The 16,061-nt window shown below is 50.7% G+C and carries 10 protein-coding genes; 5 read left to right on the forward strand and 5 right to left on the reverse strand.

Annotation, left to right across the window (positions count from 1 at the left end):
* Positions 1 to 633, reverse strand: a complete 633-nt coding sequence (locus tag BDT_RS13720) for a hypothetical protein (protein WP_041577878.1) — start codon at positions 631 to 633, stop codon at positions 1 to 3.
* A 218-nt stretch (positions 634 to 851) separates the two neighbouring features.
* Here BDT_RS13720 and BDT_RS13725 point away from each other — a divergent pair, with 218 nt between their 5' ends.
* Both BDT_RS13725 and BDT_RS13730 read left to right on the forward strand, forming a co-directional pair.
* On the forward strand, positions 852 to 2,603 hold the full coding sequence (locus BDT_RS13725; protein WP_015091846.1) for a tetratricopeptide repeat protein: 1,752 nt from the start codon (positions 852 to 854) through the stop codon (positions 2,601 to 2,603).
* Between the two features lie 127 nt (positions 2,604 to 2,730).
* On the forward strand, positions 2,731 to 8,502 hold the full coding sequence (locus BDT_RS13730; RefSeq protein ID WP_015091847.1) for an RTX family exoprotein: 5,772 nt from the start codon (positions 2,731 to 2,733) through the stop codon (positions 8,500 to 8,502).
* Here BDT_RS13730 and BDT_RS13735 read toward each other — a convergent pair whose 3' ends face one another.
* Positions 8,503 to 9,396 carry a GlxA family transcriptional regulator gene (locus tag BDT_RS13735; RefSeq protein ID WP_158320241.1) on the reverse strand — a complete coding sequence of 298 codons (894 nt, stop codon included), beginning with the start codon at positions 9,394 to 9,396 and terminating at the stop codon, positions 8,503 to 8,505.
* Positions 9,397 to 9,572: 176 nt separating this feature from the next.
* Between BDT_RS13735 and BDT_RS13740 the strand changes: the two genes are divergently transcribed.
* The gene (locus tag BDT_RS13740) at positions 9,573 to 10,367 is read left to right on the forward strand and encodes an MBL fold metallo-hydrolase (protein WP_015091849.1); all 795 of its coding nucleotides are present in this window, start codon (positions 9,573 to 9,575) and stop codon (positions 10,365 to 10,367) included.
* A gap of 27 nt (positions 10,368 to 10,394) precedes the next feature.
* A complete protein-coding gene (locus BDT_RS13745; RefSeq protein ID WP_015091850.1) occupies positions 10,395 to 11,000 on the forward strand; it encodes an HAD family hydrolase in 606 nt (201 codons plus the stop codon).
* On the opposite strand, the gene BDT_RS13750 is transcribed toward BDT_RS13745, so the two are convergent.
* The 3 genes from BDT_RS13750 to BDT_RS13760 form a co-directional block, all read right to left on the reverse strand.
* Positions 10,997 to 11,815 (reverse strand): hypothetical protein, encoded by an 819-nt coding sequence (locus tag BDT_RS13750; RefSeq protein WP_235046132.1) that lies wholly within the window; start codon positions 11,813 to 11,815, stop codon positions 10,997 to 10,999. The genes BDT_RS13745 and BDT_RS13750 overlap by 4 nt on opposite strands.
* A 197-nt stretch (positions 11,816 to 12,012) precedes the next feature.
* Positions 12,013 to 12,426, reverse strand: a complete 414-nt coding sequence (locus BDT_RS13755) for a DoxX family protein (RefSeq protein WP_015091852.1) — start codon at positions 12,424 to 12,426, stop codon at positions 12,013 to 12,015.
* 93 nt (positions 12,427 to 12,519) lie between these two features.
* On the reverse strand, positions 12,520 to 14,814 hold the full coding sequence (locus BDT_RS13760; RefSeq protein WP_015091853.1) for a nitric-oxide reductase large subunit: 2,295 nt from the start codon (positions 14,812 to 14,814) through the stop codon (positions 12,520 to 12,522).
* A 245-nt stretch (positions 14,815 to 15,059) separates the two neighbouring features.
* Here BDT_RS13760 and BDT_RS13765 point away from each other — a divergent pair, with 245 nt between their 5' ends.
* Positions 15,060 to 16,058 (forward strand): zinc-binding dehydrogenase, encoded by a 999-nt coding sequence (locus tag BDT_RS13765; RefSeq protein ID WP_015091854.1) that lies wholly within the window; start codon positions 15,060 to 15,062, stop codon positions 16,056 to 16,058.
* The last annotated feature ends 3 nt before the right edge of the window (positions 16,059 to 16,061 follow it).

The raw sequence follows: 16,061 nt of genomic DNA on the forward strand, positions 1-16,061 counted from the left end.
CTATCGGCAATCCGACAGTTCGCGAACAACCACTTCTTCATTTCTTGCCGCGGGCTCGGACTTGATTTCGACCGCGCCTTCGTCGTTATAGATCTGCATGACGACCTGTTCAGTCCAGGTCATCGCATGAACAAGAACCTCCTGTCGTCCTGAATAAGTCTGCTGCTGCATCTCGATGGTGGTTGAGATATTGCCATTGCCATCCACATGGGTCACTGGAGTCGGCACCAGAACAAAGTAGCTGCAGCCCTTCACGACTTCCAATCGTTCGGAATTCACTTCCGACTTTTGCACAACTGAACTGAGGTTGGCTCTTTGTTCGGCCGCTTTGCTGCTAACCAGGAACTGCCCGTCGGATTTAATCGAGCTTTTAGGAATTCTAAATTCAAAGACATTTTCCTGATCCTGAATTCGAACCACCCGCTCGTTTTTCATCCAGCGAACAGGCGAAGACAGCTTGGAAGGCTTGCTGATTTCAAGCTTGATAGTGCCATCCTTGATCTCGATCGCACGGCCATCTTGATTTAGCAGCTCCAGGCTGCCTCTCAGCACGCGGGTTAGTGCCAGATGCTCTTCTGCCAGGGATGTCAAAGGAACAGACAGTAAACAAATTGCGACCCATAGTGCCTTCATATTCCACTCCCTATAGCAATAGCTTGTCTTTTAGGTAGAAAACCTTATTCGCAGACTTAGATTGCAAGGGCCAGTCCAGCAACAAGTGAACATTACTAGTATCCGCGTCCCCCGGATATCGTGTAAGCCGCATCTAGGGCCAGTCTTAGGCTCGATCTTCAACAAATTTATTATAAATCTGCAAAGTTCTTTACACTGTACTCTGACAAGGAGAACTGATGCGCCCATCCTTCAAAACGACTGCCAGTGCCGCTCTTCTGCTCACACTTACAGCCTGCGCAAGCACGCCTGCAAAAAAAACCACAGCCGCCCCCGAAAAACAAAGCCTTGTGATTCCCGCTGCGAAGTCAGATCCCGTCAATGCGCGCGCCGAGGCGGACTATAACTTCATTATGGGTGATGTCCTAAGCCGCGAAGGAAAGTCCGAGCAAGCCGTTGCTCTTTTTGAAAAGGTCGCAGCGTTGGATCCAAATTCCCCTGCGGTGCAGATGCGTCTGTCTGCTGAATACCTGAAGGTCGGCAAGGTGAAAGAGGCAATTCAAAAAGCCGAACAAGCCGTCGCCAACGATCCAAAAAATGCCGAATCCATTTTGGTATTGGGCGGACTGTACTCTGCTGAAAAGTCCTATGACAAAGCCATCGCTCAGTATCAGGCTGTTTTGCGTCTGCAGCCTAAAAACAGCGAAGCTCCGATTTACATCGGTTCTTTGTATGCAGATAAAAAAGAATTCAAGAAAGCAGAGCAGTATTTCAACTCGCTGCTAAAAAATGCCAGCTACGAAACTCCGCACGAGGTGCACTATTACATCGGCCTGACCCATCTGGATCAGGAAGGCCCCGTTCATCAAAAAGCGGCGGAAAAAGCCTTCAAAAAATCCCTGGAAATCAAACCCGGCTTTGAAGATGCCTTGATTTCTCTGGCGAATCTATATCTGCAGCAAGGCAACCGCGGCAAGGCGCTGGCCTTGTGTCTGGACTATCAGAAACAAGAAAACTTCAGCCCTAAGGTTGCCGACCTTATCGCGCAAATTTACCTTGAGGAAGGTGATTCTGAGAAAGCCTATTCCCAGTTGGAGCTAATCACTGGAAACTCGGAATCTTCTTTGGATGTGCAAATGAAGATGGCCTTGCTGTTAATTGAGCAAAAACGTTTCAACCAGGCCGGAGCCAAACTAAAAGACATCGTCAGCCAGTATCCTTCAGCGGACTCTGCCCGCTATTATCTGGCGGCGGTTCAGGAAGAAACCGGCGATATGGAAAATGCGATTCGCAACTATATGCAGGTCGCCCATTCAAGCAAGCATTTCAGTGAAGCTATTGTGCATGCAGCCCACTTGCTGAAAGGCCAAGGCAAATTGAATCAAGCTCTGGTTGTCACTAAAAAGGGCCTGCAGACCAACGCGGATAAACCGCAGGTGTACACCATGTACGCTTCGTTGCTGGACGCGAAGGCGGACTATTTGGGCGCAGCTCAGGTGCTGGAACAAGGCTTGTCCAAATATTCCAAGAATGTCGAGCTGCTGTTCCAACACGCTTTGATTCTGGATCGTCTGGGTAAAAAAGAAAACATGATCGCACAAATGAAAAAGGTTCTGGAAATCGAACCCAATCATGTGCAGAGCTTAAGCTATCTGGCATTTTCATTGGCCGAACTGAATCTGCACTTGCCTGAAGCCGAAAGACTGGCCCGTCGTGCATTGGAACTTGATCCTAAAGACGGCTATGTTCTGGATACTTTGGGATGGGTGCTGTTCAAGCAAAAACGCTTCTCTGAATCCATCCAAGTACTGGAGAAAGCACACGAGTATCAGGCCTCTGCCAGCATCATTGCTGAACACCTGGCCGACGCTTATTCCATGGAATCCAAAACAGACAAAGCCAAACAGATGTATGAAAAGGCCGCGAACCTGACCACCGACCAAAAGCGCGCCAACCACATTCGCAGCAAGCTTCTACGACTTCTTTCCTAGGGGGTTTCGCCCCCTAGAGTCTCATCCCGAGACGTTCCGCCGGCAATCCTTCTGAGCGTAACACTTTGCATGTCAGGATTGCCGAACCCAGCTGTTGAAAATGTGAGCCGTTCCCGATAAATATAGTATGGAACAACGGAACGTGATAGCCACCCTCACACTTCGATTTATTCGAAAGTCCCTGCTTTTAGCAGCCGCTTGTTTCATTTTGTCAGCCTGTACTTTGGATACGAGTCTTTTTGATTTAACTTCGGCCACCGGTGCAAGTTCACTTTTATGGGATGAAGACGCCTTAACGGACAATGGCGATCTGACAGCCAAGTGGATCCCGTCCGCAGACGCTCAGTTCGTGCAGCAGGAAGTTTTGTTCTTCAAAGGCCCGACCTGCGACACCCCGATCCTTCCCCGCATCCAGCTGAGCAACACGGACACCACTGCCACTGCCGGCTTTGCCAAAGAAGACAGTGTTCAATACACCTTCCGCATCTTTTCACTGGATAGCGCCGGTAAAGTCATTGTTTCAAGCTGTTCTGAACCGATCACCTATGTGGCAGCCTTTTCCATTAACACCGCCACCAACGGTCTGATCAATGAAAACAATTACACCGCAGTTCCGTTCTATGGAAACTGCGTGAATGGCTCTTCAATTGAAGTCTCCACTCTGACGGTTCCAGCCATTACGTCATTTACGTGTGCAAACAAAACCTGGGCGCAGAATCTGGATTTAAGCGGTCTGACAAACATCTATAATGGAAACCTGATTTTCAAGGTGACTGCTCCGGGTGCTGCCGCCAAGGAATTTTACTATGTGATCGAAAAGGATATCGATCCACCGCTGATTGATATTACAAGCTCTCCAGGTATCAATCTGGCGAATCAGACAAACTATACGGTGTCAGGAACTTGTTCTGAGTTCGGTAAATCCGTCAGCCTTGCCATCGGGACCGTCAATACTTCGGTGGATTGTTCTTCCGGTACTTTCACTAAAACTTTGGATGTCAGTGGTTTGACGGGTTCGCCTGTCACGATCACGGCCACTCATCTGGATAAAGTCCTCAATAGCAGATCTGATACGGTCAACGTCCCTCGCAGCGTGGTGCCACCGACAGTGACATCCTTCACCATCAACAACGATGATGCGAGCACGGGATATTTAGCGGTGACCCTGAATATTGCCGCCACCAACGCCACAGAAATGTACATCACCAACTCGGCAGGTTGTTCAGCTGGTGGTTCATGGCAGACTTATGCCACCACTGAAAACTGGACACTGGCGGCAAGTGACGTCACAAACGTGGTTTATGCCAAATTCCGCGATGCCACAGGCAATGAATCCGTCTGTGTTACTGACTCGATTGTTCATGATTCGGGACTTGCCACCCCACCAGCAATCACCTTCGACACTCCGGCCACTGCCACCTATGTGAACAGTTCAAACGTGACAAGCTTCACGGTCGGTGGAACTTGTAACAAGAACAACCGCTCCATCACCTTTACCGGCCCCGGCGGCTGGACAGGCACAGGCACATGCCTTGGCACTTCTTATACAGCTATTTTGGACCTTTCCACCATTGCTCAAGGTGCGTTCACGCTGACGGCAACACTGACTGACAGTCAGGGCAATTCGGCGTCGGCCAATTCCCCCAGCTACACCAAAGACACGGTGGCACCGACTGGAACTTTCAGCATCAACAATGGCGCCACAGACACTCTAAGTCTGAGCGCCACCATCAACAGTTCGATCGCAGGGGCTGCCCAGATGTACATCACCAACACCGCAGGCTGTTCCAGCGATGGTGTTTGGGAGGCCTATGCTGCATTTAAAGTCTGGACCTTATCCACCGCCGATGCCGTGAACACGGTCTATGCAAGATACCGTGATGCTGCGGGCAACCTGACGGCATGTTTGTCAGACACCATCACTCATTCATCCACCGCTCCGACAGTGTCCCTGGCGTCGCCATCAGCGGGAACTTACATTAACAATGCCAACAAAGCCTCGTTCACAGTTTCCGGAGCCTGCTCTGAAAACGGCAAAGTCGTGACGGTGCAACCAACAGGTGTTGCGGCGCAGACACCGACTTGCACCTCGGGTGCCTGGACTGCCACCTTCAACGTGACTTCTCCGGCGGATGGCTCCATTAGCTTTACAGTTAATCATTCACGTGCCACGGGTATCAATGCCCCTCAGGTCACAGCCTCTTTCACGAAAGACACGGTGGCGCCGACGTTGTCAGCCGTTGCCATCAACAGCGGAGATGCACTGACCGCCAACCTGAATGTGAACCTGACGGCGACGACCACGGGCACGGAAATGTACATCACCAACAATGCCCTGTGTTTGACCGGCGGGACTTGGGAAACCGTGGCCTTCCCGAAAGCATGGACCCTCGCGACCGCCAACACCACCAATACGATTTATATTAAAACTCGTGATACCGCTCAGAATGAATCGTCGTGCCTTTCGGATTTTATTATTCACGACAACATGATGCCGACATTGACGATCACCGGTCCTCCAGCGGGAAGCTATGTCAATATGTACAATGCGGCCTCGTTCCCCATCACCGGAACCTGTTCTGAATCCGGCGTTCTGATTTACGGCACCGTGGACGGCCAACCTGCGGCTGGCACTGGCGCGACCTATTGTAAAGACGGCTACTTTACGATGAATTATAATATCTTCTCACTGCCAGAGACCGCGGCGACTCCTTACACCTTCACGCTGTCACTGACCCGTGCCAATGGCAATGTGGTCACAGCCAGTTCCTACTATTACTATGATAAAACGCCACCTGCTGCCGTGACACTTTCCGGAGCCCCGGCTGGGACCAATGGCAGCCCGACTTTGAATGTGACTGTCAATGGAACTGCGGCAAGCTATCGTTACTTCATTATCCCGCCGGGCGGAGCAGGCAACTGTCTTAGCGGATACACCGGAACCAGCTATCCACTTTCAACCCCAATCACGGACGCTTTGCCAGAAGTCGGCAATTACACCCTTTGTGTTCTGGGCTTTGATGATCACGAAAACGGCGCGATGAGTTCGACTTCCGCATCTTGGACACGTGATGCTCTGAAGTCCACTATCAGCGGCTTCCCGACCGGAGTTTCGACAACCGCAACCTTGAATGTGACTGTCGCCGGAACAAACATCACTCAATATAAGTATGCCGTCATCACTTCAGGGACTTGCGCGGCCGCCAGCTATTTCGCCGCAGCGGCAGTTGCCGCCCCTATCGCTTATAACGTTTCCGCCTTGCCCAATGGTCCGGTTACACTATGTGTGATCGGTGGGGACACCTCCAATAACTTCCAGGATGTGGCCGTGGCCACCGAGACCTCGTGGATCAAAGACTCGGTCGTGACGTTGGCGATCACCTCGCCTTTGGTGAATCGAGTTCAAGAAGGCGAAACCAAAAACATCACCTTCACTCTTTCCGGATCCAAAACCTTTGATGTCATTGGTTACTATCGTGTGACCGGCGATGCCACGTCCTCTGAGCGCAGCTTGACATCAGGCTCGTTCACGATCCCGGCGGGCTCGACATCGGTGTCAGTCCCTGTCACCTTCACCGCCAATCCGGCGGTCACTGGTGAACGTCTGATGAATGTTCACATGACCCACACCAACTCCCCGGCGGTGTGGATGGACGCCAAATATCAGGCACAGTATTTTATTGCCGATGCGGAAAAAAACCTCACAGCCCTTTCCCTGGCAATAAACTTTGCTCACGGATGCGTTGTTCTTAGTGACAACAGCCTGCGCTGCTGGGGGCACAATATCGCCACCGGAAAATTGGGTCTTGGTCCGAGTGCGCCTACCTATCTGGACACCGCAGGACAAGTCGCCGGCACCAATTGGGCGACGGTGACCACCGGGCGCAACCACACCTGCGCATTGACCACCGATGGCTACGTCTATTGCTGGGGGCAAAATACCTATTACCAAGTGGGTAACAACAGCACCACGACGGCTTATTCTCCAGTGGCGATTGACACCTCTACCACCTACCAATCCATCAGTGCCGGTGAAAATCACACCTGTGGCCTGACGACGGATAAAAAAATCAAATGCTGGGGTCGCAGTGATTACAGTCAAACAGGTTACGCGACCACGCAACAGGTTCCGGCCGTTGTTGACGCAACAACTGATTACAAGTTCGTGACTGCCAATGCCAGTGGAACCTGCGGCATCACGGAAGGAAAAAAACTTTATTGCTGGGGTAAAGGCACCTCTTGGGCTTTGGGGGACACCACGAATGTCACCAAAGGTATTCCAACAGCCATTGACGCCACCAACGACTATAAATTTGTTTCCATGGGTTCTCATCACTCCTGCGCCATCAAAGATAACGGTGGACTGCGCTGCTGGGGCACCAATACCAACGGACAAGTCGGTGACGGCACGACCGCGACAAAATCGGCTCCGGTGGACATCAACAGTTCCACTTCTTATATCTGGGTTTGGACAAATGATGATACGACAGCCGTGACCCCGAAAGGCACCACGTGCGCAATCACCGATGGCAATGTTTTGCAGTGCTGGGGTGTTAACGACAAAGGGCAACTTGGAGATGGAACCAGAACCAACAGCAGTGCTCCAATCACCGCTGACGCTGGTCAGGCTTATTCAAAAGCTATTACGGTGGGTGAAAAAACCTGCGGGGTCACTTTGCAAGGTGCCGTGAAATGTTGGGGTCAGTTGAAAAATGATGTGCGTGGCTTTGCGACCGCTGGTTTTGGATACGGCAACTACTATGCGGGATACACAAAAATCTCAAATGACCTTGGGTCTTATAACTTCTCTTCTTTAGGGTTCTCTTATCTCAATACCGAAGGCTATGCCCAGACTTGCGGGATCAGCACAGGTAAGCTGTATTGCTGGGGATCCGCTGGAGGCTCATTCGGTGATGGTACCTATGTGACCAGAAGATCCGGCCCTGTGATGATGGATCCGACATCCAACTACTCTGCATTACCTTATCAGCACGATCAAATGAACAACTGCGCCATCACGACCTTGGGCACTTTGAAGTGTTGGGGCACCAATACCAACGGAGCCATCGGTACTGCGGCGGCCGTCGGCGGCAGCGCCTCCACCCCACAAGTGGCCGACAAATTCAATTCATATACATCTGCGGTCATGCGTGGCTCTGCCACTTGTGCGATCACCACCAACGGCGTCCTGCGCTGTACAGGATCCAACACCACGGGAAAACTGGGTGACGGAACCACGACAAATATTTCCGAATTCAAAACCATTGACGCCGGAGTGTACTATCGCCATGTGGCTCTGGGCTTTAACTATGGTTGCGGCATCACCTCGGACTATCACTTGAAGTGCTGGGGAACCAATGCTGTTGGTCAGTTGGGTACAGGCAACACCACGACCTACCTCACTCCCACCCGCATTGACGGTACCGAAACGTACAAAGCAATCAGCATCGAGGAAGTTAGAGCCTGCGCCATCACAACCGGGAACAAGTTGAAATGCTGGGGTTCGGGAGCTCTGGGCGATGGCACATCCAGCTCGAATGTACCAAAGGCAATTGACAGTGCGACGGACTATTCAGACATCTCAATCAGCAACAATCTGGCTTGTGGTATCCGCACGGACGGCGTCGCAAAATGCTGGGGTGGCGGAGGTCTGCTGTCGATACCGAATGAAAGCGGTTCCTCGACGGTCTACCCGACTCCGTTGATTTATGATTCCGGCCGGGCGTATTCGAAAATATACATCGCCAACAGTACCGTTTGCGGGCAGCTGATGGATGGTTCGTACCGTTGTGCCGGCATCAACGGCGGGATCTTTGGTATGGCCGAGCCAACAATCAATTACTTCAGCTCGGTTATCATCTGGAGCACGCCGGCCTACATCCACAAGTGGCTCTATTAATTAAACACGTCTGATCTGGAACTTTCGCTTGTATTCACCAGGAGTAAGCCCCACGCAGCGCTTGAAGGCCTTTCTGAACTGTGCCTCATCATCAAATCCCAGTTTGTCACAGATTTCCTTCACTGATTTTTCAGTGGAGGTCAGAAGCGCCCCAGCCTGCTTAAGTTTGATCATTCTGAAAAACCGCGCCGGAGTCCAGTTCACATCTTCGCGCAACTTTCGGGAAAGAGTCTTGGTCGATATTCCCAGGCTTTCTGCAACGGCCGACAGGCGAATGTCCCGAACCGCCGTCTTTTCCACAAAACGACGGATTTGATCCAAGCGCTCCCGGCCTGTCAGACTTTCCAGTTCATAAAATGGATTGTTGGCATTGAACTGAACCGGTGTCATCAGGTACTTCTGAATTTCAGCAAAGGCCTTGCTTCCAACAGTCTGAGACACGAGATGGGAATACAGCGGATAAAATCCATTGGCCCCTGCGGCAGTCATGTCGCTCACATCCCCGGCGGAAATTTGATTAAACTGCCACTGCACTTTTGGAAAAGCTCCTACCAGTTCCTGCGCCAGCCACCAGCTGGCCGTGGCACTTTTTTTCGACAGTCGCTGGGTAGAGGCATGAAAGACACTTCCAGTGCAGTAGCTGTACAAAGACTTCTTTTTTGGGACACGGTCTAAAAATTCCTGCAGATTTTTATTAGCGGCGACTCCCCGACGAACACTTTCAACGGACCAAGCCCAAAATCCCGGAATGATAAGAACGTCATAATCAAAATCACGAATGGCAGATTCAGGAGTAATTTTCACTCCATGCGCACAGGTCACGGCGCTGCTGGATAAACCCACAAGCTTTGCTTCAAACAGATTTTTCCCGGTCACGGTATTGGCTGCTTTCAAAAAGTCCAACCCTGTAAACAGCCCTGCTGGCATGCACGACGGATAAATGAAAAGCCCCACTTTAAGCATAAACACCCTGTTTCAGGAAAAGTCCTAAAAAGACATATTAATGTCCATTTAGGACATATTACCAGACAGGCCTGTGCTGCACAATAGATCCATACCAAGGAGATCACATGAAGATCCGTCAAATCCGCAACGCCACTGTTTTATTGGACTATGGGTTTGCAAAAATTCTGGTCGACCCGATGCTGGCTCGCCAAGGCAGCATTCCCAGCTTAAAGTATCTGACAATGAACCGTCGCAGAAATCCCTTGGTGGAATTGCCCGCAGGAACGGATGAAGTGTTGGAAACAGTGACTCATGTTCTGATCACTCACTGCCAAAAAGGCCACTTCGATCATCTGGACCGTGCCGGTGCCCGCTGGATTCGCAGAAACTCAATTCCAATTTTATGTTCGGAAGACGACACATCCTATTTGGATAAATACCGCCTTCCCGCCACCAGTCTGAAAAAAAATACTGACAACCCTTTCCTCCAAGGCACCATCACGTTGATTCCGTGCCTGCATGGTCGGGGCCTGGTGGGAGCTATGATGGCCCATGGATACGGATACATACTGAAGTTTCCCAACCAACCCACAGTCTATGTGGTGGGTGATTCAACCCTGAGCCCCCCGGTGAAGGAAGCCCTTAAAACCCATCAGCCTGACATCGTGATCATGCCCGGCGGCGGTGCCCAATTTGATATTGGTGGCGAAATCATCATGAGCGAACAAGACATCGGCCCCGTCTCGGAACTTTTTGGCGGAACCATCCTGGTCAATCACCTGGAGGCCTTGGATCACTGCCCCACCAGCCGACAGCAGGTGTATGACATCCGTAAAAAACTGAATATCGAAAACCGCGTGCTGGCGCCTTTAGACGGAGAAGAACTGACCTTTCCTCAAAACACTTCAAACATGGAATAGAATGGAATCTTGTGCTAAGCTCTGTGAATGCTGAATAAATTCTTTCCTGATCAATCATTTAAGGCCCTGTTGTTTGACTTTGACGGCACCGTTGCCGACACCATGCCAGCACATCTGGCGGCATGGAACAAAGCCTTGGACAAATATGATCTGTCTTTGAGCCGTGATCAGCACATGTCCTGGGCCGGGCGCCCCACGGCTCGCATCGTCGAGATGATGAACCAACTGCACAAGACGGACATCAATCCCGAACAGTTTGTAAAAGAAAAAGAAGCCCACTATCTGGCGTCTTTAGGCGACGTCACCACTATCAAGTCTGTCATGGAAATCATCCAGCACTATCACGGGCAGATTCCCATGGCGATCGTCACCGGCAGCCGCCGCAAGATTGTTGAACTGACGATGAACCAATTGGGTATTCAGAAGTACTTCGACACTTTGGTGTGCGCTGAGGATTACACTCAAGGAAAACCCGCACCGGATTGCTTCTTAATGGCCGCTGCAAAGATCCAAATTGCGCCGGCGGACTGCCTGGCTTTTGAAGACGCTGTTTTGGGGATTGAAGCCGCTCACACCGCAAATATGAACTGCCTGAAAGTCACTGACGACCACAGCCTTGTTCACACTCGCTAAGGAATTTTCAACGAAGGCAGCAACAGACGAAGCAACGCTGTCGTTGTTTGTGCTTTGTCGTAGTGTTGATACGGAATATTCACAACAGTTTCCCCGTGATCGACCCCATCCAGACGGACAAAATCCACATTGGGAAGTTTGGAGCTTTCAAAAGGCACCATCCCGTCACTTAGATCATACGGTCCTGAATAAAGTCGCACCACACACTGACCAAAGACTTTTTCCAGACACCCCATCGCCATAATATTGACGGCCGGAGTGAACAAACTTTTATGCCCGTTTACAACCCCACCAACGGTGATCATGGGAATACTGGTAATGGCAGTGATCGCTTCGCTGTTTTCTTTCATAAACTTGGACCGGCTGGCGATGCCCAAATAACGAATGGTGTCTGGCGAAGTGTTAAAGAACGGAATCACCGTGCCCAGCAGTTTATCCAGATAAATTGGATTATCAAAATACGCATCCGCAATCGGCGAGCCTTTGAAAGGGCTTTGCAAGAACATGATCCCCGCCACAGTGTCCCTGTGAATTGGCGAATCCACCAATTCCTCAAGAAGCGCCAACCCACCTAAAGAATGAGTCAGAAACACCGCTTTTCTGTTCGCAGCAGCGGACTGATTCAACGCTGCCCGGATATTTACTTTGATTTCAGAAACGGATTTGGAAGAGCTGGAAAGCCTGACCGAATTGAATTTATAAACATTCTTCAGCAGCGCTTGCTGCTCGCCCAGATAGTCGCCCGTCAGGCGGGCAAAACTGACCGAGGATCGGTCGTCCTCTTTCAGGAAAGCTTCAGATAAAATTCCAGGCACCAAGTAAAAATCAAACTGGCGAAGCAAACTTTGTTCTTCGGATCCAAGTTGACCTTGGTGGTAGGTTTGATGAAAGCTTTCAGTCAGATCTGCCGCAAAAAGGCCCGGACTTATCAAAAGCCCATAATCGCCAATAAAATAGTTTTAAGCCATTTTTGCACCACTACCTACACTTAGCTCAAACCGTGCCAACTATTTTAGGGCTTTCCGAAGCGGGCTTTTAGATAACTCCAGCCGTCGGTGCACCAAAGGGCCCAGGCCACCAGGACGGGCTGAAAGAACAACCGAATCAGTCTGGCCGTGTCGGTATTCAAACCAAAGGCATCGATCTGATAAACGTATTGATTGATATTCCCGGGAAAGATCGCAATAAAGAACAAAGCCCCGACGACTCCGACCTGTGCTTTGTAACGGGTCAGGAACAGGAAGCTTAGACCCAGCAGGATCTCAACAATCCCCGAGGCCACGACAACAAAATCAGGATCCAAAGGCTGCCATTTCGGCACTTGCGCCAAAAATTCGGTGCGAAGCCAGGTTAAATGACCGGAACCTGCATAAACCAGAAACGCGCCAAGCAAAATTCGAAGAGCCAGTTTGATTTGAGATTTCATTGCGGGATTCCTTTATACCTAATTTCTATCAGGCGAAACCCCAAAGGAGAAGAACAAAGAGGCTCTTTGCCTTTACAAAGAGCCCCGCTAACTTTAGCGTTTTTTCGGTGAGGAACTTGGATATGTAGTTTGGGAAAGATCCACCGTCTTTTTCAAGGAATGGCCGGTTTTTAGACCAATCACAAACCAACCCAAAGCCAATGCCCCTAAAGCAAAGACCGTATCGCCAATCACGCGCAACCAGCGAATGACATCCAGCAGTTCCGTCTGCATAAATTCTGCTGACCTTGCGTACCATAGACCGTGTTCAACACTGGCCATGGTCTGCAGCAACCCCAAAGGCAGCAGACTTAACAGCGCCATCAGCAGCAATCCGATGTTGATGCTCCAGAAGGCAAAGCCGATAACGCCGTCACGCCATTCGTTACGAGCAGCTAGGCCTTTCAGCACAAACAGCATCAAGCCAATCCCCAGCATACCATAGACCCCAAACAAAGCAGTGTGACCATGCAGTGGAGTCGTATTCAGGCCTTGCATATAATAAAGGGCAATCGGTGGATTGATCAGGAAACCAAAGATACCAGCACCCAGGAAGTTCCAGAACGCCACGGATACGAAACAGTAAATCGGCCACTTGTAGGCTTTCAACCATGCTGTTGATTTACCCAGTTTCAGATTGTGATAGGCTTCAAAGCCCATTAGCACCAAAGGCACACATTCCAGCGCACTGAACGACGCCCCTAACGCAAGCACCGCCGTTGGAGTTCCGGTAAAGTACAGGTGGTGGAAAGTTCCAAGAATGCCCCCGAACAGGAAGATCACGGTCGAAAACAGCACTGTACTGGAAGCAAGCTTCACGTTGACCAGTCCCATGCGCACAAACAAGAAGGCAATAACAACGGTTGCAAAGACTTCGAAGAAGCCCTCAACCCACAAGTGAACAACCCACCATCTCCAGTATTCAGCCACCGCCAGATTGGTGTGACGTCCCCACATCAGACCCGCACCATAGAACAAAGCAATGGCTGCGCAGGAAATCAGGAACAACGCCAGCAAGTGACGTGATTCCTGGGCCTTTTTAAACGCCGGCCACACCGAGCGCACCATCAGGAACAACCACAAGAACAGACCAATCAACAAGAACGCCTGCCAGAAGCGGCCCAGATCCACGTATTCATAGCCCTGATGACCAAACCAGAAGTTCTGCACCAGATCCAGTTTTTGCATGACCCCGAACCACTGGCCCGCCATCGAACCGACCACGATCACCAGCAAAGAAATGAAAAGGAAATTAACGCCGAATCTTTGGAATTTCGGTTCATGTTCCGAAATCGCAGGACCAATGAACAATCCCGTTGCCAACCATGAAGTCGCAATCCAGAAAATACCCATCTGCACGTGCCAGGTGCGAGTCACCGAGTACGGCAGGAAGTCCGAAAGCGGAATACCATAGAAGCCATCCCCTTCCACCGCATAGTGGGCGGCCACCGCCCCCAGAATCACCTGCACCACGATCAATGCCGTCACCACCCAGAAGTACTTCAGCGTCGCTGACATGGAAGGTGTTGGATTCAGTCCCAGCAAAGGATCTTTTTCCGGCAGACTGGCGACACCGGGATCTTCATCGCGTTGAGCCGCATAATAAAGTCCCAACGCCCCTACACCTGCCAGCAGAATGATGACACTAAAACCCGTCCACAACAGCATGGAACCAGTGGGTTCATTGCCGATTAATTTATCCGGGGGCCAGTTGTTCGTATAAGTGATCGTCTGACCGGGACGTTCTGTTCCAGCCGCCCATGATGCCCAGAAGAAAAAGGCATTCATCTGGCGCATGCGATCTTGATCACGAATCGAGTTTGCCGGAATCGCATAAGCTTCACGCAGGCTTTTCAATGCCGGATCATCCATGAACAAAGAGCGATAGTGGGCATTGTTGGATTCCATCGCCTCTTTACGAATGGCCGAGACTGTCAAAGTGCCATTTTCTTTGGAGTAAGTATTGGTGCGCATTTCTTTTTGAAGACGTGCCACCAGACCGGCCTTTTGTTCTTCACCCAGCTGCTCATAAGGCTTGGTGAATTCCGCGTTGGACCATTTGTCCAGAATGAAAACAGCTTCGCGATGAAGCCAGTCCGCCGTCCAATCCGGAGCTACATAGGCACCGTGACCCCAGATGGATCCGACCTCTTGTCCCCCCATGGACTGCCACACATTCTGACCGTTCAGAATGTCTTCGCCGGTGAAAAGAGTTTCACCCGTGGCCGTGACAACCTTATCGGGTATTGGTGGTGCTTCCCGATAAATTTCGACGCCATAGAAAATCAAAACCGAGAACGAGGCAACAACCACAACCCCAAACGCGATCCAAAGTTTTTTCATGCTCATTTTAGTTTCTCCATATACAGCTATTAAACAAAATGATGACGGCAGAATTCGCAAGAGTTTCCGTGGAACCCTGCCGTCCCGCAAATGCGGTTTTGCAAATCAAAATGGACGTGTTTTGAATTAAGAACCTTGATCGATATCAAGATTGAAACTTTTCCACCCCGGGGCGGAGAAAGTTTCTGTGTTTCTGCATAATGACTTCTAAAACCATTACATGGAAAATCATGTTTATCAGAGGAGCTATTATGTTCGCAGCAAGATACGTCCCTGGAAAAAAAGAACTTTCCCTTGTCGATATTCCCAAACCAACCCCAGGTCCGCTGGATGTTATCCTTAAAGTCCGTGCGGCAGGCATTTGCCATTCTGACCTTCACGTCCTGCACGGCGAAGTCCCTTACAAAGAAACCTTCACCATGGGGCATGAAGCCTGCGGTGAAGTGGTGGAAAAAGGTTCGGAAGTCACTGGCACTTTCAATGCCGGTGATCTTTACGCTGTTCACGGGCCCAACCCTTGTGGGCACTGCAACTATTGCCGCACGGGTCACGACAATCTTTGTAATGACCCGAGCAGAACCTTTATCGGTCTGGGACAAGACGGTGCCTATGCTGAATACCTGAAAGTTCCCGCACGCAATATCGTGAAAGTCCCTAAAGGTATCAGTCCAGAGGTCGCGGCTGTGGCGACCGATGCAGTGTTAACACCTTATCACGCTATCAAAACCAAGGGCGGTGTCGGCCTGGGTTCAAAAATGCTGGCTATTGGCTTGGGCGGTCTTGGCATGAACGGTGTTCAGATTGCTTTGGCTTTAGGGGCCGAGGTCACCGCCGTGGATTTAAAAGATGCCAATCTGGAAATGGCCAAATCTTTTGGCGTGCAGAATGTTTTAAACTCCAAGCAGATCTCTTCACTGAAGCCCCTGTCTTATGATGTGGTGGTGGATTTTGTGGGCCTTGAATCAACATTCAAAGATGCCCAGAACTTGGTAAAACCCGGGGGCACCATTCTGCTGATCGGTTTGGGGTCTGCACAAGTGCCCCTGACAACGGCTACGGCCATCACCTTTGAAACCAAAGTGCAGGCATCCTTCTGGGGCACCCACGTTGAAATGCAGGAGCTTTATGCACTGATAGCGGAAGGAAAGATCAAACCGCAGGTGCAAACAGCCCCGATGAAGGAAGTGAATCACTGGCTGCACGAGCTGGAAGCCGGACGAATCAAGTCCCGCATGGCTTTGCTGCCATAAGAA

The organism is Bdellovibrio bacteriovorus str. Tiberius (genome assembly GCF_000317895.1).
Classification (GTDB): Bacteria; Bdellovibrionota; Bdellovibrionia; order Bdellovibrionales; family Bdellovibrionaceae; genus Bdellovibrio; species Bdellovibrio bacteriovorus_F.